Consider the following 23,048-nt stretch of genomic DNA (forward strand, 5'->3'; position numbering starts at 1 on the left):
GCGCCCGCCGCCCCCGCCGCCCCCCCCCCAACCCCCCCCCCCCCCCCCCCCCCCCCCCCCCCCCCCCCCCCCCCCCCCCCCCCCCCCCCCCCGCTTCGTCGTATCTCCTGCGCGGGACCTTCGGATGTGCGCTGATCGGCCGGTTGGTGACTGACCGCCGTTCGTCCGGTCCGGAGGCCGGTAGGCTGACCGCGCCGTGCTCCCGACCCCGAGGGTTGACATGAAGATCGCCGTGACCGGCTCGATCGCGACCGACCACCTGATGAGCTTCCCCGGCCGGTTCGCCGACCAACTCATCGCCGACCAGCTCGACAAGGTCTCGCTGTCCTTCCTCGTCGACGAGCTGGTGCTCCGGCGCGGCGGCACCGCGGCGAACATCGCCTTCGGGATGGCCCAGCTCGGGCTGCGGCCGGTGCTGCTCGGCGCGGTCGGCGCCGACTTCGCCGACTACCGCTCCTGGCTGGAGCGGCACGGCGTCGACTGCGACTCGGTGCACGTCAGTGAGGTCGCGCACACGGCACGCTTCGTCTGCACCACCGACACCGACATGTGCCAGATCGCCTCGTTCTACGCCGGGGCGATGAGCGAGGCCCGCAACATCGAGCTGGCCCCGGTGGCGCAGCGCCTCGGTGGCCTGGACCTGGTGCTGGTCAGCGCCAACGACCCGGCCGCGATGATCCGGCACTCCGGCGAGTGCCGGGATCGCGGCTACTCCTTCGTCGCCGACCCGTCGCAGCAGCTCGCCCGGATGGACGGCGCGGACGTGCTCGGCCTGGTCGAGGGCGCCGACTACCTGATGACCAACGAGTACGAGAAGTCGCTGCTGCAGAGCAAGGCCGGCCTGACCGACGAGCAGCTGCTCGACCGGGTCAAGGTGCGGGTCACCACGCTCGGCAAGCAGGGTGTGGAGATCGCCGGCCGGGAGATCGGCACGCTCCGGGTGCCGATCGCGCGGGAGATCCAGGCGGTCGACCCGACCGGTGTCGGCGACGGCTTCCGGGCCGGCTTCTTCGCCGCGCTCGACTGGGGCGTCGGCCTGGAGCGGGCGGCCCAGGTCGGCTGCCTGCTCGCCGCGCTCGTGCTGGAGAACTTCGGCGGTCAGGAGTACGAGGTCCGCCGGGACCTGTTCGTGAAGCGACTCGCCGAGTCGTACGGGGACGCGGCCGCCGAGGACGTCCGGCCGCACCTGCTGTGACCGGCCCCGCCGGCGGGCTGGACCCGAACGCGGCCCGCCCCGGCTCCGGCCAGCCGGTGCTCGTCGCGTTCGCCGGGCTGCCGGGGGTGGGAAAGAGCACCCTGGCCGCCCGCGTCGGCGCCGCGCTGCGCGCCCCGGTCCTGCCCGTCGACCCGGTCGAGCGCGCCCTGCACCGCTATGGCCTCACCGGCGACGTGCCCGGGATGGCCGCCTACGGCGCTGTCGCCGGGCTGGCCGAGGTGCAGCTCGGCCTGGGGCTCAGCGTGGTCGTCGACGCGGTGAACCCGGTCGCCAGCGCCCGGGGCCTCTGGCACGACGTGGCCGAACGGGCCGGGGTGCCGCTGCGGGTGATCGAGGTGCACTGCGGCGACGAGGCGGAGCACCGCCGCCGCGTCGAGGCCCGCCCGCCCGAGGAGAACGTCACCTGGGAACAGACGCTGCGCCGCCGGGCCGAGTACGAGCCGCTGATCGGCCCGCGCCTGGTGGTCGACACCGCGGTGGAGGGCGACCCGCTGCCGGGCATCCTCGCCTACCTGCGCTAGCCGCTCACCCGGACGTCGTAGGCGGGCCCCGGGCGCGCGTCCAGGAACTCGTGGCCGCGCATCCGGCACCACGCCGGGATGTCCACCGCCGCCGCCGGGTCGTCGGCGAGCACCCGCACCACCGCGCCGGCCGGCAGACCGGGCACCAGCCGGGCGAGATTGATCACCGGCAGCGGGCAGCGCTGCCCCCGGCAGTCCAGCACCTCGTCCGGCTCGCTCACAGGTCGGTCACCCCCGCCTCCGCACGCAGCCGCGCGACGATCCCGGGCAGCTCGGCCAGGAACCGCTCCACGTCCGCCTCGGTGGTCTCCCGGTGCAGCGACACCCGTACGTTGCCGTGCGACAGCACTCCCATCGCCTCCAGCACGTGTGACGGGCGCACCGTCGAGGACGTGCAGGACGACCCGGAGGACACCGCGAAGCCGCGCCGGTCCAGCGCGTGCAGCAGCGCCTCGCCGTCGACGTACAGGCAGGAGAACGTCACCAGGTGCGGCAGCCGGTCCACCGGGTCGCCGACCACCTCCACGTCCGGCACCTCGGCCGCCACCCGCGCCCGGATCCGGTCCACCAGCGGACCCAGCCGGGCCGCCTCGGCCGCCGCGTCGGCCGCCGCCGCGCGCAGGCTCGCCGCCGCCGCGACCACCGCCGGCAGGTTCACCACCCCGGGGGTACGCCCCGACTCCCGCTCGTCGGCCGGGTACGGCGACTCCCAGCGGGTGCCCTTGCGCACCGCCAGCAGCCCGACGCCGGGCGGCCCGCCCCACTTGTGCGCGCTGGCGGTCAGCACCGACCAGCCCGGCGGCAGCGGCGCCCGGCCGGCGAGCTGCGCCGCGTCCACGTACAGCGGCACGCCCGCCTCCGCGCACAGCTCCGCCGCGGCGGGCACCGGCTGCACGGTGCCCACCTCGTGACTGGCCCCGATCAGTGCGGCCAGGGCCACGCCGGGCGCGGCCACCGCCGCCGCCCAGGCGTCCAGGTCCAGCCGGCCCGACCGGTCCACGGGTACGGACACCGCCGCGCCGCCACCGGCCGTGTGCCGCTGCGCGGCGTGCAGCACCGCCGAGTGCTCGATCGCCGAGTGCACGAGCGTCGCGCCGGCCCGCCGTCTCCCCGTGAGGCCACCGAGCACGGCGGCGTGTGCTGCCGCCGTACCGCTGGGGGTGAAGGACAGCTCGTCGGCGCGGACGCCGAGGATCTGCGCGGCGGCCCCGCGGGCGGCGTCGAGGAGCTGGCGGGCGCGGCGGGCCGCCGAGTAGAGCCGGGCCGGGTCGGCCCAGCCGTCGTCCAGGGCGGCCAGCATCGCCTGCCGCGCGACCGGATGCAGCGGGGCCGCGGTGGCGGCGTCCAGGTAGACCGGGGAGGCGCTCATGAGGTTCCACGCTATCGCCCGGTTACGCCCAAGATCCCCCCGAAGGGGGTGGACAGCGACCCCAAGACGGCCTGGCCGGTCATGGTCGAGTAATCTGCGACCGTCGGTGACGCCTTTGCCGTCGGTGTCAGGAGAACAACCGCCGCGGCGCGCTAGGGAGGCAGGACCAGGTGGTCGCAAGGAGTTCGGAGGTACGGCGCTCGGCCGTACGGGACAGCGCTTCCCCGGGGGCCGGTGTGCGCCGGCGGCGTGGTGCTGGTCGAATCGCCGGGCTCGGTCTCGGCGCGGCGGCGCTGCTGGTCTCGCTCACCGGCTGCGACGTCGGCAAGGCGTTCGGCGGGTTCGGCTGGCCGCAGGGCGGCATCACGCCCGAGTCGCACCGCATGTACGACCTGTGGATCGCGTCCTGCATCGCGGCGCTCGCCGTCGGCGTGTTCGTGTGGGGCCTGATCTTCTGGTGCGTGGTCCGCTACCGCAAGCGCGGCAACGAGCTGCCGGTGCAGACCCGCTACAACCTGCCGATGGAGTTCCTCTACACCATCGCGCCGATCCTCGTGGTCTCCGTGCTCTTCTACTACACGGCGGTCGTGCAGACCGACGTGAACAAGCAGTCGAGGAACCCGGACGTCACCGTCGAGGTCGTCGCGTTCAAGTGGAACTGGCAGTTCAACTACCGCGACGGCCAGGGCCCGGAGGCCAACACCGTCGCCTCGGTGCTCGGCACCAGCGAGGTCATCCCGATTCTGGTGCTGCCCAGCGGGCGCTCGATCCGCTTCGAGGAGACCAGCCGCGACGTCATCCACTCGTTCTGGGTGCCGGAGCTGCTGTTCAAGCGGGACGTCATGCCGGGCAACGTGCGCAACACGTTCGAGGTCTCCAGCATCGACCAGGAGGGCGCGTTCGTCGGCCGCTGCGCCGAGCTGTGCGGCAGCTACCACGCCTTCATGAACTTCGAGCTGCGAGTCGTCTCGCCGGAGAAGTACGACCAGTTCCTGGCGGCCAAGAAGGCCGGCAAGTCGACCCAGGAGGCGCTCGGCGAGATCGGTGAGGAAGAGTACGCCACCGAGACGAAGCCGTTCGACACCCGGCGCGACGTGAACAACTTCAACCCGTCCGACGCGTCGGCCGGCGCGGGAAGCTGAGGGGTTCGGCATGAAGACCGAGTGGAAGATCTTCCTCACCATCGCCACGTTCCTCCTCGGCGCGACGATCCTCTACGGCGCCTGGACGTACGGCGACAGCGGCGGCCACATCGAGTGGATCGGCACCGTGGCGCTGCTGCTGTCCTTCCTGCTCTGCGCGATGTGCGGCGGCTTCTTCTGGTTCGTCTCCCGCCGTATCGACCTGCGCCCCGAGGACCGGCCGGACGGCGAGATCGCTGACGGCGCCGGCGAGGTCGGCTTCTTCAGCCCCGGTAGCTACTGGCCGTTCGGCCTGGCGCTGGCCGCCGCGATCGCCGGCCTGGGCCTGGTGTTCTGGCAGTTCTGGCTGCTGGGACTGGGCCTGGTGGCGGTCGTCTTCGCCGCCTGCGGGCTGCTCTTCGAGTACTACTCCGGCACCCGCCGCACCGCCGAGCACTGACCCGACACACGCCGAAGGCCCGCGCCCCCGTCCCCGGGGTCGCGGGCCTTCGGCGTTCCCTCCTCGCACCAGGGTCCGGACCGGAGCCGGGCCGGAGGGGAGGGGAGGGGAGGGGAGGGGTGCGGTTCAGGCGGCCCGGGGGTGGGACGGCCGGCGCGGGGTGCGGCGGCTGGACAGGCGCGTCGGGCGGAAGGTGAACGTGGCGATCACCACTGCCGCGCCGCAGCCGGTGCAGATCAGCTCGGGGCAGTCGGCGCCGTGCCCGTCGCCGCACGGCGGCGCCTCGAACAGCACGACGTCCGCACAGGTGTCGCAGTGCAGCTCGCGGTTCGACACGGGTGTCTCCTCTCGCTCCGGGCGCCGGCCGAAAGGCCGCAAACGGAAAGGCCGCAAACGGAAAGGCCGCAAACGGAAAGGCCGCAAACGGAAAGGTCGAAAAAGGAAAGGTCGAAAAAGGAAAATAACTCCCGTGTAGTTTGGCACGCGGGTACGACAAGACCCGCGTCAGGCCGCCGTCAGGCGGCGCGCGCCACCTCGAGCCAGCGCTCAAGCGCGGCGGCGGCGGCGCCCGAGTCGACCGCCTCGGCGGCGCGGCCCAGGTTGGCCCGCAGCGCCTCGTGCAGATCGCCGTCCAGCGGGCCCTGGGTGGCCAGCGCCACCGCCGCGTTGACCAGCACCGCGTCCCGTACCGGGCCGGTCTGGCCGGCGAGCAGGCGGCGTACCACGTCGGCGTTGTAGACCGCGTCCCCGCCGCGCAGGTCGGCCAGGGTGGCCCGGGGCACCCCGAGCTCCGCGGCGTCCAGCAGCGCCTCCGTGACGGTGCCCTGCTGGGCCACCCAGACCCGGGTGGGCGCGCCGGTGCTGAACTCGTCCAGGCCGTCCTCGCCGCGTACCACTATCGCGGAGTCGCCCCGGGCCGCGAAGACGGCGGCCATGACCGGGGCCATCCGCTTGTCGAAGCAGCCCACGGCGCCCGCGCGGGGCCGTGCCGGGTTGGTCAGCGGGCCGAGGAAGTTGAACGCGGTGGGTACGCCTATCTCGCGGCGGACCGGGCCGGTGTGGCGCATGCCGGGGTGGAAGCGGGCGGCGAAGCAGAAACCGATGCCGGCCTCGGTGACGCAGCGGGCCACCTGCTCGGGCTCCAGATCAAGGGGCACGCCGAGCTGCTCCAGCACGTCGGCGGTGCCGCAGGAGGAGGAGGCGGCCCGGTTGCCGTGCTTGACCACGCGCACCCCGGCCCCGGCGACCACGAGCGCCGCCATGGTGGAGATGTTCACCGTGTGGGCGAGGTCGCCGCCGGTGCCGACCACGTCCAGCGCAGTCGCGCGTACGTCCTCGGGCAGGTGCACCGGCACCGCGCGGGTCAGCATGGTCTCGACCAGGCCGCCCAGCTCGGCGGGCGTCTCGCCCTTGGTGCGCAGCGCCACGGCGAACCCGGCGATCTGCGCCGGGGTGGCCGAGCCGGCCATGATCTCGCCCATCGCCCACGCCGTGTCGGCGGTGGAGAGCTCCTCGCCGCGCAGCAGCGCGTTGAGCAGAAGCGGCCAGGTCCGTTCGCCCATGACGGGCCTCCCGAGCGGCGTGAGGAAAGCGGTTGGGGCACGCCACGGCCGCGTCGCCGTGGCGCGCGAAGGCCGGAGGGTCAGGCCGCGGCGTGGGTGCGGCGCAGCAGCTCCGCCACGGTGCTGCCGGCGACCACCGGGTCCAGCGGGTGGGTGAGCGTGGCGTCGACCTCGGCGTACGCGGCCAGCCAGCGGTCGGCGGCGCGCGCCAGCACCACGCAGGTCGGCGGCGCGTCGTCCCGGTCGTCCTTGATCTGGCGGGCGATGCCGATGCCGCCGCCGGGGCTCGCCTCGCCGTCGAGCAGCATCAGGTCGATCTCGTAGTCGTCGACCAGCCGGATGCACGCGTTGTACTCGTCGGCCTCGACGAACTCGATCTCGATTCCCGGCGCCGGCCGGGTGCCCACGGCGAGGCGCATCCGGTCGCGGACCTTCGGGTCGTCGCTGTAGAGCAGGACGGTGCAAAGACGATCGCTCATCGTGACGTGGCTCCCACCTCGTAGCTGCCCGCTGATCGTAGCCGTTGTCACATCCGGGCCGTCGGCCCGCCCGGCCGGGCTCGGGGCGTACCCCGGAACGGGTCTCAGGCGCTGGCCTCCGCGGCGCGCTGGCGGGCCTCCTGACGGTCCAGCTCGCGGTCGAGCCGGCGCGCCTCGCGCTCGGACTGCTTGACCCACTGGACGACGAGGACGGCGAGCATGGTGACGCTGACGAACTCGCCGCCGGCCCACAGGATGCCGCCGGCCACCACCTGGTCGTTCCAGGGGTCGGACCAGGACAGGTTGAGCGACGGGTACCAGTCGCCGCCGAACAGCGTGGTGCTCTGCATGATGGTCAGCCCGAGGACCGTGTGGAACGGCACCGAGAGCAGCATGAGCAACGCGCGTCCCGGATACGGCCAGCGGCCGGGCAGCGGGTCCAGGCCGAGCAGCGGCCAGAAGAAGACGCAGCCGGTGGCGATGAAGTGCGCGTGGACCAGCTCGTGCGCCCACTCGTGGCGCAGGGTGAACTCGTAGAGGTCGGTGAAGTACAGCGCGAACGGATTCACCACGAAGATGGCGAACGCCACAAGCGGGAAGCTGTAGATCCGGATCACCTTGCTGTGCACGATCGCGAGCAGCCGCTTGCGGGGCCGCACCGGCAGCGTGCGCAGCGCCAGCGTCATCGGGGCGCCGAGCGCCAGGAAGATCGGCGCGACCATGGACAGCACCATGTGCTGGACCATGTGCACCGAGAGCAGCGCGGTGTCGTACGCGCCGAGGCCGGTGAGCGTGACCAGCGCGATGCCGCCGAGGCCGGGGCCGAGGAACGAGACGGTACGGATGACCGGCCAGCGGTCGCCGCGCAGCCGCAGCCGGTGCACCCCGTAGAGGTAGAGGCCGGCGGCCAGGACGATGCCCAGCGTGAGCCAGCTGTCCAGCCGGGTCTCGGTGAACACCCGGGTCACGGTGAACGGCGGCGGGGCACCCTCGCCTCCCGCGGCCAGCGTCGCCGGAACAGCCGAGGTGACGGCGCGGATCTGATCGACGTGCAGCACGCTTTTCAGGGTAGGTCAGGCGAAGCGGACCACCACGATCGGGCCACGGAAGGGCCAGGTTTGGCACCCCGCTGATCCTCGGTCCCGGTCAGGGGCAATAATGACCGCGTGACTGCGGCCCCAGCCATTGACAAGAGCCGGATCCACTCCCTGACCCGACCCAACATGGTCAGCGTCGGGACGATCGTGTGGCTCTCCAGCGAACTCATGTTCTTCGCGGCGCTGTTCGCGATGTACTTCTCCATCCGCGCGGCGGCGCCGGAGCAGTGGGAGAAGCACACCGAGGTGCTGAACATCCCGTACGCGACCACGTTCACGGTGATCCTGGTGCTCTCCTCGATCACCTGTCAGATCGGCGTGTTCGCGGCCGAGCGCGGTGACGTCCACGCTCTGCGCCGGTGGTTCACGATCACCTTCGTGATGGGTCTGATCTTCGTGCTCGGTCAGTTGAACGAGTACCGGACCCTGGTGCACGAGGGCGTGAAGATCAACGAAGACGGTTACGGGTCGATGTTCTACCTCACCACCGGCTTCCACGGTCTGCACGTGACCGGCGGTCTCATCGCCTTCGTGATCTTCATGATCCGGACCACGATGGGCCGGTTCACCCCCGCGCAGGCGACCTCGGCGATCGTCGTGTCCTACTACTGGCACTTCGTGGACGTCGTGTGGATCGGGCTCTACGTCATGATCTACTGGCTCCAGTGATCTTGGCGCGTCACGAACCGCGCCGCTGCTCCGTCCCCTGAGACAAGGTCCAACCGGTTAAGGACACAGGTCATGACTTCTGACAACGACCGCCGACGCGGTCTGCTCGCGCGGCTGCGCGGGCGGCCCGTGGCGCGCAGCAGGGGCCGCCGCCGGCTGGGCGCCGCGGTCCGGCTGTTCGCCGCGCTGATGCTGGCCGGCGGTGCCTACACCGTCTTCGCCCCCGGCGTGCAGGCGCAGGACAACCCTCCGTTGACCGCCGCAGGCAACGAGGGCAAGGCGCTGTTCGACGTGAGCTGTGTGACCTGTCACGGTCGCAACGCCCAGGGCGTCGAGGGCCGCGGTCCGAGCCTGATCGGCGTCGGGGCGGCCTCGGTGGAGTTCCAGGTCAGCAGCGGTCGCATGCCGATGGCCCGGCAGGAGGCCCAGGCCATGCGCAAGCCGCCGCAGTTCACCGACGAGCAGGTGCGCCAGCTCGGGCAGTACGTCCAGGAGCTCGGCGGCGGCCCGGAGGTCCCCAACGGCGACCTGCGTGAGGGCGCCAACCTCTCCACCGGCGGTGAGCTGTTCCGGATCAACTGCTCCCAGTGCCACGCCTTCGGCGGTGGCGGCGGCGCGCTGTCCTCCGGCAAGTACGCCCCGAGTCTCGCCCCGGCCAGTGACCGGCAGATCTACGCCGCGATGCTGAGCGGCCCGCAGAACATGCCGGTGTTCGGCGACAACCAGATCACGCCCGAGGAGAAGGCGGACATCATCGCCTACATCCAGGAGACGCTGAAGCACGACGGCGACCCGGGCGGCTTCAACCTGGGCCGCTACGGCCCGTCGACCGAGGGTCTGGCGATCTTCCTGGTCGGCATCGTCGCGCTGGTCTTCGCGAGCCTGTGGATCGCAGGCAAGTCGTGACCGGACCGATCATTGCTTCCAGTGCCGTGGCGCCGGTCCCCGGCGTCACCCGTAGCGAGGTGACGGCATGAGCACCCACACCGAGCACCAGGCCCAGCAGGGCCCGGAGCCGCTCGACGTGAACGACCCGCGGCTCTCCCGGTTCGAGATCGTCCAGGAGGGCGCGCGGCGCGACGACATCGAGATCGTCCACTACGAGCCGCAGGTGGCCCCGGGCAGCAGGGCCGAGCGCCGGCTGACTCGTACGGTCGCCCTGATGTTCCTGCTGACCGGGGTCTTCGCGACCGCCTTCCTGGTGGTCTACATCTGGTGGCCGTGGCAGTGGGAGCCGGGTCGCGGCGGCGACAAGCTCTACACGCCGCTGCTCGGCGTGACGCTGGGCCTCGCGCTGCTGGGCATCGGCTTCGGCATCCTGACCTGGGGCAAGAAGCTGCTGCCCAAGGAGGTCTCGATCCAGGACCGGCACGACCAGGTCGACAACCCGGAGGGTCGCAAGATCACCGGTGAGACCATGCTCTACATGGCCGACGAACTCGGCGTGAAGCGTCGGCCGCTGCTGGGCATCTCCCTGCTCGCCGGCCTGGCCCCGGTGGGCGCGGTGGCCGCCGCCCCGCTGATCGGCGGCCTGATCGAGCAGCCGCACAAGAACAACCAGATGTTCACCACCGGCTTCCAGCCCGGCAAGGGTGGCGAGAAGATCCGGCTGATCCGCGAGGACGGCCGGCCGATCCGCCCCGCCGACGTCAGCGTCGGCGGCCAGCTCACCGTGTTCCCCGGAATCGACGGCGGCGTCAGCAACCTGCACGCCGACTCGCCCACCCTGCTCATCCACCTGCGGGAGGACGACGCACAGAAGTCGCGCGAGGCGAACGAGCGCAAGGGCCACGGCGACTACATGTGGGGCAACTTCGTCGCGTACTCCAAGATCTGTACGCACGCCGGCTGCCCGGCCAGCCTCTACGAGCAGCAGACCAACCGCCTGCTCTGCCCCTGCCACCAGTCCCAGTTCCTCATCACCGACAACGCCAAGCCGATCTTCGGCCCGGCTAACCGGCCGCTGCCACAGCTGCCGATCGAGGTGGACGAGGAGGGCTTCTTCGTGGCGAAGTCCGACTACACCGAGACCATCGGTCCCGACTTCTGGGAGCGGCCATGAAGCGCCGAAAGTTTGATGCGGCCGCGTTGCCGGCCAAGAGCGCGCGGGCGGTGGACGACCGCTTCCAGGTGGCCACGCCCCTGCGCAAGCTGCTGAACAAGGTCTTCCCCGACCACTGGTCCTTCCTGCTCGGCGAGATCGCGCTGTTCTCGTTCATCGTCCTGCTGCTCACCGGCGTCTTCCTGACGTTCTTCTTCGAGCCGGCGATGACCGAGGTCATCTACAACGGCAGCTACGCCCCGCTGCGGGGCACCCCGATGTCGGCCGCCTACGCCTCCAGTCTGGACATCTCGTTCGATGTCCGGGGTGGTCTGATCATGCGGCAGATGCACCACTGGTCGGCCCTGCTGTTCATGGCCGCGATCGTGGTGCACATGCTGCGGGTCTTCTTCACCGGCGCGTTCCGCAAGCCGCGTGAGACCAACTGGATCATCGGCTCGCTGCTGTTCTGGGTCGGCTTCCTGGCCGGCTTCACCGGCTACTCGCTGCCGGACGACGGCCTGTCCGGCACCGGTCTGCGGATCGCCTCCGCGATCATCCTGTCGATCCCGGTGATCGGTTCCTGGGTCAGCTCGTCGATCTTCGGCGGGGAGTTCCCCGGCACCATCATCATCAGCCGCTTCTTCATCGCCCACGTGCTGCTCGTCCCGGGCCTGCTGGTGGCGCTGATCAGCGTGCACCTCGGCCTGGTGTTCAAGCAGAAGCACACCCAGTGGCCCGGCCCCGGGCGGACCAACGACAACGTGGTCGGCGAGCGGATGTTCCCGCGCTACGCGCTCAAGCAGGGCGGCTTCTTCATGGTCGTCTTCGGCGTGATCGCGCTGCTGGGCGGTCTGTTCCAGATCAACCCGATCTGGCTGTTCGGCCCGTACGAGGCGTGGGTGGTCTCGGCGGCCAGCCAGCCCGACTGGTACGTCATGTTCCTCGACGGCTCGACCCGACTCATGCCGGGCTGGGAGATCCACATCCCGATCGGCAACGGGTACGTGATTCCACCGTTGTTCTGGCCGACGGTGGTGCTACCCGGAATCCTGGTCGGCCTGTCGACGATGTACCCGTTCCTGGAGGCGCGCCGCCTCAAGGACTACAAGCACCACAACCTGCTCCAGCGGCCCCGGGACGTTCCGGCCCGGACCGCCGTGGGCGCCATGGCGCTCGCCTTCTACATCGTGCTGACCCTCTCCGGCGCCAACGACGTCATCGCGGACAAGTTCCACATCAGCCTGAACGCGATGACCTGGGGCGGCCGGATCGGCCTGCTGATCATCCCGCCGATCGCGTACTACATCACGTACCGGATCTGCCTGGGCCTGCAGCAGCACGACCGGGAGGTGCTGGCCCACGGCGTGGAGACCGGCATCATCAAGCGGCTGCCCGACGGCCGGTTCGTCGAGGTCCACCAGCCGCTCACCTCGGCCGAGGGCCACGACGGTCACCCGCCGGCGCTCGACTACGTCGGCTGGGTGGTGCCCAAGAAGATGAACCGGCTCGGAGCCCTCGGCCCGGCGATCCGGGGCTTCTTCTACCCGATCGAGAAGCCGGCCGAGGCGCCGGTCTCGCCGGGACACCCGCCGGTCGAGGCCGCGCCGGAGCGGGAGGAGATCGGCAGCGGCGAGAGCCGTCGCTGACCCTCCCCGGTACGACTGACAGTGGCGCCCGCCGGATCATCCGGCGGGCGCCACAGCCGTTTCCGCCCCTGCCGTCCGGTTGCCTCCCGCGCACGCCGGGCGACCGGTGCACCGACGGCCGTCGCCCCCGACACGGACGGGTGGAATCGCAGGAATAACCCCGGTCAGCCGGGTATCCGTGCGGTCCGACGTCTCATGGGGGAGGAACGAATGTGGGGAATCAAACGCCTGGGCCTGCTGGCCGCGCTGGTGGTCGTGGGGCTGGCGCCCGCCGCCGCGGCGCAGGCCGCGGCGCAGCCGTCGACGCAGGACACGCAGTACCTGCAGGCGGTGCACCAGGTCAACCTGTTCGAGATCACCGCCGGTAACCTGGCCCAGCAGAAGGGCCAGAACCAGCAGGTCAAGGACCTGGGCAAGATGTTCGTCACGGACCACACCCAGCTGGACCAGACGGTGCAGTCGACCGCGCAGCAGCTCAACGTGCAGTTGCCGGCCGACCCGAGCGCCGACCAGCAGAAGGTCCTGGACAAGCTGAACAATCTCAACGGCGCCGAGTTCGACAAGGCGTGGGTGACCGCGCAGCTCGCCGGTCACGTCCAGGCGATCCAGGCCACCCAGACCGAGATCTCGCAGGGCTCGGAGCAGTCGGTGGTGCAGATCGCGCAGGACGCGCTGCCGGTCCTCCAGGCGCACTACGACGCGCTTGTGGCCCTGGCGCAGACCCTGGGCGTCCCGGTGCCGCAGACCAGCGCCAGCGGTACGCCCAGCCCGGGCGGCACCACGTCCCCGGGGGGCACCGAGTCGCCGGCTCCGGGCGGCACCCAGACCGAGGAGCCCGCTCCGGGCACCACGGAGACCCCGGTGCCCAGCCAGAGCTGACGTATCGCACGGTCGACGGTGGCCGGTCCGCCCGGGAGGGCAGGCCGGTCACCGGCTCGTGTCAGTCGGCGTTCGCCAGCCCGATCGCGAACGCCGACTCCAGGTCGTGCTGCGAGTAGGCGCGGAACGCGATGTGCGACTCGGTGTTCAGCACGCCCGGCACTTTCGAGATGCTGCCGGCGATGACCTGCGCGATCTGCTCGAACTCCCGGACCCGGACCATGGCGATCAGGTCGACGTGTCCGGCCACCGAGTAGACCTCGCTGACGCCGGGCAGGTCGGCCAGGGCCTCGGCCACCTCGGGGATGGAGTCGGTGGCGCAGTCGATCAGCACGATCGCGGTGATCACGGGACGTTTCTCCGTTCGTCGGCGACGAGGCCAATGCTAGAGCCAGTGGCCCTCACCGCGCCGCCGGGACGGTCAGGTCGTCGCCGGCCCGGATCACCTCGCGCAGGCGTTCCCCGGCCGCGACGCTCGCGCCCGGCCACACCACCGACCGGTCGACGTCGCCGTGCACCAGCGCCCCGGCGCCGACCACCGAGCCGTCGACCCGGCCGGTCACCGTCGCGGTCGGGTCCACCAGCCCGTGCGGGCCGGCCGCGTGCAGGTTGGCGGCCAGGTAGTCGGCCGGGGTGCCGGTGTCGTAGAACGTGCCCCGGTAGGGCACCACGGTCAGCTCACCGGCCGCCTCCGCGGGCCGCCACACCGCCCGGACCAGGTCGCCGAACGTGGCCGGCAGGTCGCGGACCAGCCGCCAGGGCAGCAGCGAGAAACCCACGAAGTCGTGGCCGTCGAAGGTCCCGAGGGCGTCCGGGTCGTCGGCGGGCCGGCCGAGCAGGCGTACGCCGTGCCCGTCCCAGCCGTCCAGCAGCGCGGCGATGTCCTTGCCGGGTGGCGCCTGCGGATCGGCCAGGTACGCGTCGGCGTTGCCGACCAGCACCCCCCGGCCGTCGATCCAGTCCCGCAGCCGGCCCACGCCCCCGGCGGTGCCCAGCGGAGCGCCCGGCTCGACGGACAGGTGCGCCCGTTCGCCCACCCGCGCGACCACCTGGTCACCCAGGTAGCAGGCGTTCACCGCCACCCGGCGTGGGCCGGTCAGGCCGAGCCCGGCCAGCCGGGCCAGCGCCCGGTCCAGCAGCGGGACGTTGCCGACCGGGCAGAGCGCCTTCGGCACCCGCTCGGTGAGCGGACGCAGCCGGGTGCCCTCGCCCGCGGCCAGCACCACAGCGCACACCTCGACGCCCGGCGCGGCCGCGGCGCCCGCGTACGCGACCGGGGTGCTCATGCGGCCGGCGGGTGCTCGCCCGCCCGCGGGCCGATGCCGTAGTACCCGAGCAGGTTGGCGGTGGCGCGGCTGAGCCGGGGCAGGTCGTCGAGCGGATGGAAGGCGGCCTCGAAGACCTCGGCGCCGTCCACCTTCAGCTCGGTGCGGGAGGCCGGCACCTCCGCCTCGAAGACCACGTCGACCCAGCCCTTGGCGTGCACCACCGCGTTCGGCACCGCCGGGCGCAGCGCGTCGGGCGACAGGCGGACGCCGGACTCCTCGTACAGTTCGCGGGCGGCGCCGACCACCGGGGCCTCGCCGCGTTGCAGCAGCCCGGCCGGCAGCGTCCAGCTGTACCCGGGCGGCTGGCGCAGCAGCAGGAGACGGCCCGCGCCGGTGGCCTCGGCGTCCCGCAGCAGGGTGACCGCGCCGACGATGTACTTCGGTACGGCCAGCCGGACCAGCCGCCGCCGCAGCGGGACCGGAAGCCGGTAGAAGAGCTTGTAGCCGAGGGCCCGTCCGGTGGCACGCGCGCGGGGGATCATGCCGTTCAGGCTAGTGGTCCCCGGGCGGGCCGGCTCCGCCTACTGCCGGTGGTCGACCAGATCGATCAGCTGCTGGACCACCGTGTCCGGCTCGACGGTGCGGTCGAAGACCGCCACCAGCAGCGTCTCCAGGTCGGGGTAGCCCAGTTCCTCGGACAACCGCAGCAGCGGAAGGTCGTTGGCCAGGCCCCGGTTGTGCTTGCGCAACGCCAGGCCGATGGAGGCCCGGCCGAGCCGGACCTTGTCGGCGATCGAGATGCCCGGCTCGGTGTGCTCGGCGAACCAGCGGTTGATCTGCATCTGGGCGTGCGGGGACTTCACGAAGCCCAGCCACTCCCGGCGTGGGCCGCGCGGGGCCGCGTCCGCCTCGAACCCGCTCTCCGCGTCGTTCTCGGTGAAGATCTCCACCACGTCGCCCTCCTCCAGTTCGGAGGCGAGCGGCGCGAGCCGGCCGTTGATCCGGGCCGCCAGGCAGCGGTCCCCGCGCTCCGTGCCCAGCTCGTACGCGAGGTCGACAGGGGTCGCGCCGGCCGGCAGCACCACCTGCCGCCCGTCGGCGACCACCTGGATCTGCGCCTCGGACAGGTCGCAGCGCAGCGACTCCATGAACTGCGTGGGGTCGACCGTCTCCTGTTCCCAGTCGAGCACCCGGCGCAGCCAGGCCAGCTCGTCCGCCCGGTCGACGGCCCGGCCCGCGGTGCGGGGGAAACGGTAGTGGGCGGCCACGCCGTACTCCGCCGAGCGGTGCATCTCGGTGGTGCGGATCAGCACCTCGACAGTGCGGTCCTGCGGCCCGCAGACGCTCGTGTGCAGCGACCGGTAGAGGTTGTTCTTCGGGGAGGCGATGAAGTCCTTGAAGCGGCCCGGCACCGGACGCCAGAGCCCGTGCACGGCGCCCAGCGCGGCGTAGCAGTCGGTCGCCGGACCGTCCACCACGATCGCGATGCGGGGCAGGTCGTACGGGGCGGTGTGGTCGCCGGCGACGGTGTCCTTCCAGATCGAGTAGAGGTGCCGGGGACGGGGGGAGACCTCGGCGTCGACCCGGTTGCGGCGCAGCGCCACCCGGGTGCGGGCCACCACGTCGGCGAGGTAGGCGTCCCAGCCGGGCCGGTCGTGCACGAACCGGGCGATCCGCGCGTGCTCCTCGGGTCGCAGGTGCAGCAGCACCACGTCGTCGAGCTCGCGTTTGAGCGTCTGGATGCCCAGCCGGTCACAGAGCGGGACCAGCACCTCCTGGGTCTTGCGGGCGATCCGCTCCCGGGATGCGGCCGAGCGGACGCCGAGCGTACGCATGTTGTGCAGCCGGTCGGCCAGCTTGATCACCAGCACCCGGACGTCCTTGCCGGCCGAAACGATCATCTTGCGGACGGTCTCCGCCTCCGCGGCCTTGCCGTAGAACGCCTTGTCGAACTTGGTCACGCCGTCGACCAGGTGGGCGACCTCGCGACCGAAGTCCTCCTGGAGCGCCTGGAGCGTGTAGCGGGTGTCCTCCACCGTGTCGTGCAGCAGGGCGGCGACCAGCGTGATGGTGTCCATGCCGAGGCCGGCGCAGATCTGCGCCACCGCCAGCGGGTGGGTGATGTACGGCTCGCCGCTCTTGCGGAACTGACCGCGGTGCATGTTCTCGGCGATCGTGTAGGCCCGGCGCAGCACCGAGGCGTCGGCGCTCGGGTGGATGCCGCGATGAGCCCGGACCAGTGTGGTGACCGGATCTCCGTCGGCAGTCGGCCAGGTGAGCAGGGAACGGAGGCGGCGGCCCAGCGGCAACTCGCCCTGGGTCGGGAGCGCGCCACCCAGGGCGGCGCCGTGTCCGGCGTCGACGTCCACCTGGGACACCTCCTCACCCCGGCCCTCGGCCACCGGAAGCCGGCGGCCGGGAGCAGAGCCCGCGAAACGGGCAGGTCTGCACTCCTTTAACAGACTAAGGGAGGCAAGGTAGTCCGATCGGTCAGTTGGTCATGAGCGTTCGGTCGAGAGTTTGGCGGATCCGCCACTCTCCGCCTTCGCCAGCAGGTCGCGGAAACGCCCCGCGCCGGCCACCGGCGAGGCCCATCCGGCGGTCGTCTCGACCAGCCGGGTCTCCGGTCGCTCCAACCAGGACAGGATCCGCTCGGTCTCCTCGGCGGTCGCGGCCGGCACCGGACCGTGCCCGGGCAGCACCGTCTCGGCGGTGGCCCGGATCGCGGCGATCGTGGGGCGCGGGTGGACACCGGGCGGGGACACCCCGGCCCCGGCGAGCCGGCCGTGCCGGACCAGCGCCAGCTCCCAGCCGCCCCGGGCGGCCGGGCGGGCGGCGGCCAGCTCGGCGATGCCGGTCAACGCGGCCAGCCGCTGCATCCGGACCGCCGCGCGCAGCACCGCCACCAGCCGGCCGCGTACCGCTGCTGCCTCCTCGTAGCGCTGGGCGGCCGACAGCACCTCGATGCGGGCGAGCAGCGCGTCCACCACCACACCCGGGTCGTCGCTGGTGGCGGTGCGGAACGGCGTCGCCGCGCGGTCGTCGTACTCCTCGGGGGTGATCCGGTGTTCGCAGGGCGCCGGGCAGCGGCCCAGCTCGGCCAGCGCGCAGGCCGGCATGGTGGTGCGCCGGGAGAGCCGGTGCGTGCACTGACGCAGCGGCACCGCGTCGTGGAAGCCGGCGGCGGCCAGCTCCGCGGCCTGCCGGGACCGGAACGGCCCCAGGTAGGCCGTGTCGGTGGGCGCGATGTCGCGCACGATCGACAACCGGGGGTACGCCTCGTCGGTGAGCTTCAGCCACACCTGGCGCTCCGGATACTTCGACCGGCGGTTGTACGGCGGCGCGTGGGACGCGATCAGCCGCAGTTCACGGACCTCCGCCTCCAGCGAGTGGGCGCACTCGACCGCCTCCACCCGTTCGGCTGCGGCGAGCATCTCGGAGATCCGGGCCCGCTTCTCGGCGGCGGTGAAGTAGCTGCGGACCCGGGTGGCGATGTCGCCGGACGTGCCGACGTAGAGCGGCCGGTCGTCGGCGGCCCGGAAGATGTAGACGCCCGGCACCTTGGGCAGCCCGTCGGCGAGGTGCCGCTTGCGGCGCTGGGTCGGGGTGACCGCGCGGGCGAACTCGATCGCCTCGCCGACCGTGTCGACCCGGTGCCCGCCGAGGCGGCCGATCAGCCCGTGCAGCACGTCGACGGTGGCCTTGGCGTCGTCCAGCGCCCGGTGGTTGGGCTGGGTGGCGGTGCGGAAGTAGGCGGCGAGCGTGCCCAGCTTGCGGTTGGGCACCTCGTCGCGGGTGAGCACCCGCCGGGCCAGCGCGGCCGTGTCCAGCACCCGGGGGTTGGGCCAGCGGTAGCCGTGCTTCGCGCAGGCCGCCTTGAGGAAACCCACGTCGTACGGCGCGTTGTGGGCGACGAGCACGGCGTCGCTGATGAACTCCAGGAAACTCGGCAGCACCTGCTCGATCGGCGGAGCGGGCAGCAGCATGGCCTGGGTGATGCCGGTGAGCACGGTGATGAACGGCGGGATCGGCACGCCCGGGTTGACGAGCGTGGCGAGCACGCCCAGCTCCTCCCCGCCGCGGACCTTCACCGCGCCGATCTCGGTGATCCCGCCGCCGTCGGGCGCGCCCCCGGTGGTCTCCAGGTCGACCACCACGAAGGTGGTCGCGTAGAGCGGCAGCGCCGGGTCGACACCGCTGCCCGCCGGGTCCAGGCCGGCCAGCGGCTCCTGGACGTACTCCGCTCGTGTCACCCGCGGGACGCTAGCGGCACGGTCCGACACTCCTGTCACTGCCGTCCCAGGAGCTACCACGGGGTACGATGAGAGATCGGCTCACTCACCGGGCGGTGGGCCCGTTCGGGGTGGGAGACTTGCCTCATGCCCCTCACCGAGCCGTACGACGACCACTCCTCCGCGGAGGAGCCGGTGGTCGGCGTGCCCGCCGATGAGGGCACACCCCCGACGGTCGAGCCCGAGCCCGTGCTGCCCGAGCCGGTCCGGCAGCGGATCGTCACGCTCACCGCCGCCGTGCTGCCCGGCCTGCCCGCCGACGAGGTGCCGGTGCCGCTGCGGCGGGTCGCCAAGTTCGCTCCCAACCGCCGGGCCCGCCTCGGCGCGCCCGCGATCGCCACCCAGCTCACCGCCGACCCGCTGTTCCGGCAGCGGATCACCGCCCGGGTGCTCGCCGACGCCGGCGACCTCGGCGCGGCGGTGGTCGAGGGCACCGCGCCCGCCGCCGCCGATCCGGTCGAGGTGGCCGCCCTGGCCTACCTGGCCCGGCCCCGGGGCTGGCGGGAACTGATCGAGGCCAGCGGCGAGGCGGTACGCGCCGAGGCCGACAGCGCGGTCGTGGCCGAACTGGTCCGCGAGGCTGAGCAGCGCGCCGCCCGCGCCGAGCACGACCGGGCGGTGGCCCGGGTCGAGGCGGAGAAGCTGCGCGACGAACTGGCCCGGGTCCGGGAGGAGCTGGGTCAGCTCCGCGAGGAGGCCCGCCAGTTGACCCGTACCCTGCGGGAGACCCAGGCCCGCGAGCGCAAGGCCACCGAGACGCTCGCCACCGAGCGGGGGCGGGCGGCCCGCGCCGCCGCCGACGCGGACGCCGAGCTGCGCCGCGCCCGGGCCCGGCTGGCCGAGGCGGAGGCCGCCGCCGGGGTGGCCCGGGCCAGCGCCAAGGAGGCCCGCTCGGTCGACGACGCGCGCCTGTGGCTGCTGCTGGAGACCATCGGCCAGGCCGCCGTGGGGCTGCGCCGGGAGCTGGCGCTCGACCCGGTGGACAAGCTCCCGGCCGACTTCGTCGCCGACGCGTTCGCCGAGCAGCCGGGCACCGCGCCGGCCGGGCCGTCGACGCGGGCCCGCGACACCGACGACCCGGCCCGCCTCGACCAGTTGCTCGCGCTGCCGCGGGCACACCTGGTGGTGGACGGCTACAACGTCACCAAGCGCGGCTTCGGCGAGATGTCGCTGGAGCAGCAGCGCAAGCGGCTGATCACCGGGCTGGGCGGGATCGCCGCGCAGACCGGGGACGAGGTCACTGTCGTCTTCGACGGGGCGGAGCGGATCCACGGTCTGCCCCCGGCGCCGCGCGGCGTGCGGGTGCTGTTCTCCCGCAAGGGCGAGACCGCCGACGAGCTGATCCGCCGCCTGGTGCGCGCCGAGCCTGCCGGGCGGCCGGTGGTGGTGGTCTCCTCCGACCGCGAGGTCGCCGACGGGGTACGCCGGCACGGCGCGTACCCGCTGGGCGCCGACTCGCTGCTGCGGCGCCTGGCCCGTTCCTGACCGGATGATCGTGTTCGCGGCGGCTGCTGCCTCGTTGTCCGGTTCTGTCATACCCGAGCGTTAGCGTCGTGGTGACCGACGGTGGTGGCTTCTTCCCCGACCGCCACCGGCGACCCGTCAGGAGGCGTTGATGCTGATCGACTGCGACACCTGCGCCAACCGTGGTGCCGGCTGCTCCGGCTGCCTGGTGACCGCCCTGCTCGACTCCGACCCGGCCGACCTGGGTCCGGCCGAGCACCGGGCGATCGAGGTGTTCGCCCGGGCCGGATTCGAGGTGGAGGTGCTGCCGTCCGCACCGGTCGCGGCGCCCGTGCCCGCCGCGCGACGGGCGCCGGCACCCCGCCGTCCCGGCCGTCGCCGGATCGCCTGACGCTGCCCACTGCGAGCCTTGCGAGGTGCCACAACTCCAAGATCGGCGCGTTCGGCCGGGGCCGGGGACGGCGCGGCCGGGCACGTGTCGGCGCGGTGGGCCCCGATCGGGGCCGGGCCATAGGATGGGCGGTCACGGCGGGAGGGGAGCGGCATGACGCGGACGGGGCACCACGGCGGGGTGGGTCGGTGACCCCGCGCGCCTGGGCGCTGCTGACCCTCGGCGGCCTGGCGGTCGCGCTGCTGGTGGCGGTGGTGCTGCTGGTGCCGTGGAGCCGGCCGCCGGCGCCCCGCGCCGACCAACTCGCGGCGCTGCGGGAACTTCCGGCCGGGCAGGTGGCCCGGGGCCGGGAGTTCCACGGCGCGCTCCGCCCGTCGGCCTGGTCGGCGCTCGCGGTCGGGCTGGTGGTGGCGTTGCTGCTCGGGCTGACCCCGCTGGGCGCGCGCCTGGTCGAACTGGTCGGCCGTCCTTTCGGCGGGCACTGGGTCGCACAGGCGGTGCTCGGCGGGCTGGCCGTCATCTTCCTCGCCGACCTGCTCACACTGCCGTTCGCGGCCTGGCGCCGTACCGTGCTGGTCCGCTACGGGCTGAGCACCCAGAGCTGGGGTGGCTGGGCGGTCGACCTGCTCAAGTCGTACGCGGTCAGCGCGGTGATCGGCGCGCTGGTCCTGCTCGGCTTCTACACGGTGGTCCGGCTCGCCCCGCGCTGGTGGTGGGCGTTCGGCGCGGCCGGTGCGGCAGCCCTGGTGGTGGTGCTGTCGTTCGTGCTGCCGGTGCTCGTCGAGCCGGTGTTCAACCGGTTCACCCCGATGGAGCCGGGTCCGCTGCGCAGCGAGCTGACCGCGATGGCGGCCCGGGACGGCGTACCGGTGCGCGACGTGCTCGTCGCCGACGCGTCCCGGCGTACCAGCGCGGTGAACGCGTACGTCTCCGGACTCGGTCCGACGCGGCGGGTGGTCGTCTACGACACGCTGTTGCGCGAGGCCGAGCCGGCGGAGGTGACCAGCGTGGTCGCCCACGAGCTGGGGCACGCCAAGGACCGGGACGTGTGGACCGGCACGCTGCTCGGCGCGCTCGGCGCCGCCGCCGCGGTGGTGGCGCTCTACCTGATCGGGTCCTGGACGCCACTGCTGCGGCTCGCGGGCGTCGACTCGATCGCCCAGCCCCGGGCGTTCCCGCTGCTGATCGCGCTGGTCACGATCGCCGGCCTGCTCGCCACCCCGGCGCAGGCGCTCGTCTCCCGCCGGATCGAGGCCCGCGCCGACGCCCACGCGCTGGCGCTCACCGGCGACCCGGCGACGTTCGAGGCGATGCAGCGGCGGCTGGCCGGGGTCAACCTGGCCGACCCCGACCCGCCGCGCTGGGAGCGCCTCTGGTCGGCGACCCACCCGTCCACCGTGGAGCGGATGGCCGCCGCCCGCGCCTACGCCAGGGAGCCGGGCCGATGAGCCGCACCTTGCTGATCACCAACGACTTCCCGCCGCGCCCCGGCGGCATCCAGTCGTTCGTCCACAACCTCGCGGTGCGCCAGCCGCCCGGCTCGGTGGTGGTGTACGCGTCGAGCTGGCGCGGTGCGGAGAAGTTCGACGCCGACCAGCCGTTCGAGGTGGTCCGGGAGCGGACCCGGGTGCTGCTGCCCACGCCGCTGATCGCCCGGCGGGCGGCGCGGCTGGCCCGCGCCTACGACTGCGACACCGTCTGGTTCGGTGCGGCGGCCCCGCTGGGGTTGCTCGCCGCGGGCCTGCGGCGGCGGGCCGGGATCCGCCGGGCGGTGGCGCTGACCCACGGGCACGAGGTCGGCTGGGCGGCGCTGCCCGGCGCCCGGTCGGCGCTGCGCCGGATCGGCCGGGGCGTGGACGTGACCACCTACCTCGGCGAGTACACCCGGGAGCGGCTGGCCCGCGCGCTGGACGGGCTGACCGAGCTGCGGCGGCTCGCACCCGGCGTGGACGTGGACACCTACCACCCGGACGTCGACGGCAAGGAGGTCCGCAGGCGGCTCGGGCTGGCCGACCGCCCGGTGGTGGTGTGCGTGTCACGGCTGGTGCCCCGCAAGGGCCAGGACATGCTGATCCGCGCGCTGCCGGCGATCCGCCGCCGGGTGCCCGACGCCGCGCTGCTCGTGGTCGGCGGCGGACCGTACCGCTCGACGCTGGAGAAACTGGCCCGGCAGACCGGGCTGGAACGCGACGTGGTCTTCACCGGGTCGGTGCCCTCGGCCGAACTGCCCGCCCACTACGCGGCCGGCGACGTCTACGCGATGCCGTGCCGCACCCGCAACCGGGGGCTGGACGTGGAGGGCCTCGGGATCGTCTACCTGGAGGCGAGCGCGACCGGACTGCCGGTGGTGGCCGGTGACTCCGGCGGCGCCCCGGACGCGGTCCGCGAGGGGGAGACCGGGTACGTCGTCGGTGGCCGGGACGTGGCCCAGCTCGCCGACCGGGTGGCCACGCTGCTCGCCGACCGGGATCTGGCCCGGCAGTTCGGCGCCGCCGGCCGTGCCTGGGTGGAGCGCGAGTGGCGCTGGGAGACGCAGGCGCAGCGGATGGCCGCCCTGCTGACCGGCTGAC

At 72.9% G+C, this 23,048-nt stretch carries 24 protein-coding genes; 13 read left to right on the forward strand and 11 right to left on the reverse strand.

Annotated elements, in window-relative coordinates:
- Window positions 1-220 precede the first annotated feature (220 nt).
- Both ACFYON_RS16885 and ACFYON_RS16890 read left to right on the forward strand, forming a co-directional pair.
- Window positions 221-1,195, forward strand: coding sequence for a carbohydrate kinase family protein (locus ACFYON_RS16885; protein ID WP_354869918.1), 975 nt, complete (start codon window positions 221-223; stop codon window positions 1,193-1,195).
- Complete coding sequence (locus ACFYON_RS16890) at window positions 1,192-1,737, forward strand: ATP-binding protein (RefSeq protein WP_354869921.1); 546 nt, start codon at window positions 1,192-1,194, stop codon at window positions 1,735-1,737. The genes ACFYON_RS16885 and ACFYON_RS16890 overlap by 4 nt, the downstream gene beginning before the upstream one ends.
- Here the strand turns inward: ACFYON_RS16890 and ACFYON_RS16895 are convergent.
- Together ACFYON_RS16895 and ACFYON_RS16900 are read right to left on the reverse strand one after the other, a co-directional pair.
- Complete coding sequence (locus tag ACFYON_RS16895) at window positions 1,734-1,958, reverse strand: sulfurtransferase TusA family protein (RefSeq protein ID WP_354869923.1); 225 nt, start codon at window positions 1,956-1,958, stop codon at window positions 1,734-1,736. The genes ACFYON_RS16890 and ACFYON_RS16895 overlap by 4 nt on opposite strands.
- Window positions 1,955-3,106: an aminotransferase class V-fold PLP-dependent enzyme gene (locus tag ACFYON_RS16900; protein WP_354869926.1), complete on the reverse strand. Its 1,152-nt coding sequence runs from the start codon at window positions 3,104-3,106 to the stop codon at window positions 1,955-1,957. Before ACFYON_RS16900 ends, ACFYON_RS16895 begins: the two co-directional genes overlap by 4 nt.
- A 170-nt stretch (window positions 3,107-3,276) precedes the next feature.
- Here ACFYON_RS16900 and coxB point away from each other — a divergent pair, with 170 nt between their 5' ends.
- Together coxB and ACFYON_RS16910 are read left to right on the forward strand one after the other, a co-directional pair.
- Complete coding sequence (gene coxB / locus ACFYON_RS16905) at window positions 3,277-4,248, forward strand: cytochrome c oxidase subunit II (protein ID WP_354869929.1); 972 nt, start codon at window positions 3,277-3,279, stop codon at window positions 4,246-4,248.
- A 10-nt stretch (window positions 4,249-4,258) separates the two neighbouring features.
- Window positions 4,259-4,687, forward strand: a complete 429-nt coding sequence (locus tag ACFYON_RS16910) for a cytochrome c oxidase subunit 4 (RefSeq protein ID WP_354869932.1) — start codon at window positions 4,259-4,261, stop codon at window positions 4,685-4,687.
- A gap of 126 nt (window positions 4,688-4,813) precedes the next feature.
- Here the strand turns inward: ACFYON_RS16910 and ACFYON_RS16915 are convergent, their stop codons facing one another.
- The 4 genes from ACFYON_RS16915 to ACFYON_RS16930 form a co-directional block, all read right to left on the reverse strand.
- The gene (locus ACFYON_RS16915) at window positions 4,814-5,023 is read right to left on the reverse strand and encodes a hypothetical protein (protein ID WP_354869935.1); all 210 of its coding nucleotides are present in this window, start codon (window positions 5,021-5,023) and stop codon (window positions 4,814-4,816) included.
- A 179-nt stretch (window positions 5,024-5,202) separates the two neighbouring features.
- Window positions 5,203-6,249: an anthranilate phosphoribosyltransferase gene (gene trpD / locus ACFYON_RS16920; RefSeq protein ID WP_354869938.1), complete on the reverse strand. Its 1,047-nt coding sequence runs from the start codon at window positions 6,247-6,249 to the stop codon at window positions 5,203-5,205.
- An 80-nt stretch (window positions 6,250-6,329) separates the two neighbouring features.
- Window positions 6,330-6,728: a hypothetical protein gene (locus ACFYON_RS16925; protein WP_091421042.1), complete on the reverse strand. Its 399-nt coding sequence runs from the start codon at window positions 6,726-6,728 to the stop codon at window positions 6,330-6,332.
- A gap of 104 nt (window positions 6,729-6,832) precedes the next feature.
- Complete coding sequence (locus tag ACFYON_RS16930; RefSeq protein WP_387188776.1) at window positions 6,833-7,786, reverse strand: cytochrome c oxidase assembly protein; 954 nt, start codon at window positions 7,784-7,786, stop codon at window positions 6,833-6,835.
- A 108-nt stretch (window positions 7,787-7,894) separates the two neighbouring features.
- On the opposite strand from ACFYON_RS16930, the gene ACFYON_RS16935 reads away from it, so the two are divergent.
- The 5 genes from ACFYON_RS16935 (at window position 7,895) to ACFYON_RS16955 (ending at window position 13,063) form a co-directional block, all read left to right on the forward strand.
- A complete protein-coding gene (locus ACFYON_RS16935) occupies window positions 7,895-8,494 on the forward strand; it encodes a heme-copper oxidase subunit III (RefSeq protein ID WP_354869940.1) in 600 nt (199 codons plus the stop codon).
- A gap of 72 nt (window positions 8,495-8,566) precedes the next feature.
- Complete coding sequence (locus tag ACFYON_RS16940) at window positions 8,567-9,400, forward strand: cytochrome c (RefSeq protein WP_354869943.1); 834 nt, start codon at window positions 8,567-8,569, stop codon at window positions 9,398-9,400.
- Window positions 9,401-9,467: 67 nt separating this feature from the next.
- Window positions 9,468-10,556: a Rieske 2Fe-2S domain-containing protein gene (locus ACFYON_RS16945; protein WP_354869945.1), complete on the forward strand. Its 1,089-nt coding sequence runs from the start codon at window positions 9,468-9,470 to the stop codon at window positions 10,554-10,556.
- Complete coding sequence (locus ACFYON_RS16950; RefSeq protein WP_354869947.1) at window positions 10,553-12,184, forward strand: cytochrome b N-terminal domain-containing protein; 1,632 nt, start codon at window positions 10,553-10,555, stop codon at window positions 12,182-12,184. Before ACFYON_RS16945 ends, ACFYON_RS16950 begins: the two co-directional genes overlap by 4 nt.
- 210 nt (window positions 12,185-12,394) lie before the next feature.
- Window positions 12,395-13,063 carry a DUF4142 domain-containing protein gene (locus ACFYON_RS16955; RefSeq protein ID WP_354869949.1) on the forward strand — a complete coding sequence of 223 codons (669 nt, stop codon included), beginning with the start codon at window positions 12,395-12,397 and terminating at the stop codon, window positions 13,061-13,063.
- 61 nt (window positions 13,064-13,124) lie between these two features.
- On the opposite strand, the gene ACFYON_RS16960 is transcribed toward ACFYON_RS16955, so the two are convergent.
- The 5 genes from ACFYON_RS16960 to ACFYON_RS16980 all read right to left on the reverse strand — a co-directional run bounded on the left by ACFYON_RS16960 (window position 13,125) and on the right by ACFYON_RS16980 (window position 18,584).
- Window positions 13,125-13,412: an Lrp/AsnC ligand binding domain-containing protein gene (locus ACFYON_RS16960; RefSeq protein ID WP_354869952.1), complete on the reverse strand. Its 288-nt coding sequence runs from the start codon at window positions 13,410-13,412 to the stop codon at window positions 13,125-13,127.
- A gap of 52 nt (window positions 13,413-13,464) precedes the next feature.
- Complete coding sequence (locus ACFYON_RS16965; protein WP_354869955.1) at window positions 13,465-14,349, reverse strand: sugar phosphate nucleotidyltransferase; 885 nt, start codon at window positions 14,347-14,349, stop codon at window positions 13,465-13,467.
- Complete coding sequence (locus ACFYON_RS16970) at window positions 14,346-14,873, reverse strand: NUDIX domain-containing protein (RefSeq protein WP_354869958.1); 528 nt, start codon at window positions 14,871-14,873, stop codon at window positions 14,346-14,348. Before ACFYON_RS16970 ends, ACFYON_RS16965 begins: the two co-directional genes overlap by 4 nt.
- Window positions 14,874-14,912: 39 nt before the next feature.
- On the reverse strand, window positions 14,913-16,700 hold the full coding sequence (locus ACFYON_RS16975; protein ID WP_355097119.1) for an HD domain-containing protein: 1,788 nt from the start codon (window positions 16,698-16,700) through the stop codon (window positions 14,913-14,915).
- A gap of 129 nt (window positions 16,701-16,829) precedes the next feature.
- Window positions 16,830-18,584 carry a DEDD exonuclease domain-containing protein gene (locus tag ACFYON_RS16980; protein WP_357708976.1) on the reverse strand — a complete coding sequence of 585 codons (1,755 nt, stop codon included), beginning with the start codon at window positions 18,582-18,584 and terminating at the stop codon, window positions 16,830-16,832.
- Window positions 18,585-18,710: 126 nt separating this feature from the next.
- Between ACFYON_RS16980 and ACFYON_RS16985 the strand changes: the two genes are divergently transcribed.
- The 4 genes from ACFYON_RS16985 (at window position 18,711) to ACFYON_RS17000 (ending at window position 23,047) form a co-directional block, all read left to right on the forward strand.
- On the forward strand, window positions 18,711-20,108 hold the full coding sequence (locus ACFYON_RS16985; RefSeq protein WP_354869966.1) for an NYN domain-containing protein: 1,398 nt from the start codon (window positions 18,711-18,713) through the stop codon (window positions 20,106-20,108).
- A gap of 130 nt (window positions 20,109-20,238) precedes the next feature.
- On the forward strand, window positions 20,239-20,478 hold the full coding sequence (locus ACFYON_RS16990) for a hypothetical protein (protein ID WP_354869968.1): 240 nt from the start codon (window positions 20,239-20,241) through the stop codon (window positions 20,476-20,478).
- 188 nt (window positions 20,479-20,666) lie between these two features.
- A complete protein-coding gene (locus ACFYON_RS16995; protein ID WP_355095750.1) occupies window positions 20,667-21,926 on the forward strand; it encodes a M48 family metallopeptidase in 1,260 nt (419 codons plus the stop codon).
- Window positions 21,923-23,047, forward strand: coding sequence for a glycosyltransferase family 4 protein (locus tag ACFYON_RS17000; protein WP_387320906.1), 1,125 nt, complete (start codon window positions 21,923-21,925; stop codon window positions 23,045-23,047). The genes ACFYON_RS16995 and ACFYON_RS17000 overlap by 4 nt, the downstream gene beginning before the upstream one ends.
- Window position 23,048: the final 1 nt, after the last annotated feature.

The organism is Micromonospora sp. NPDC005686 (assembly GCF_042871665.1).
Taxonomy (GTDB): domain Bacteria; phylum Actinomycetota; class Actinomycetes; order Mycobacteriales; family Micromonosporaceae; genus Micromonospora.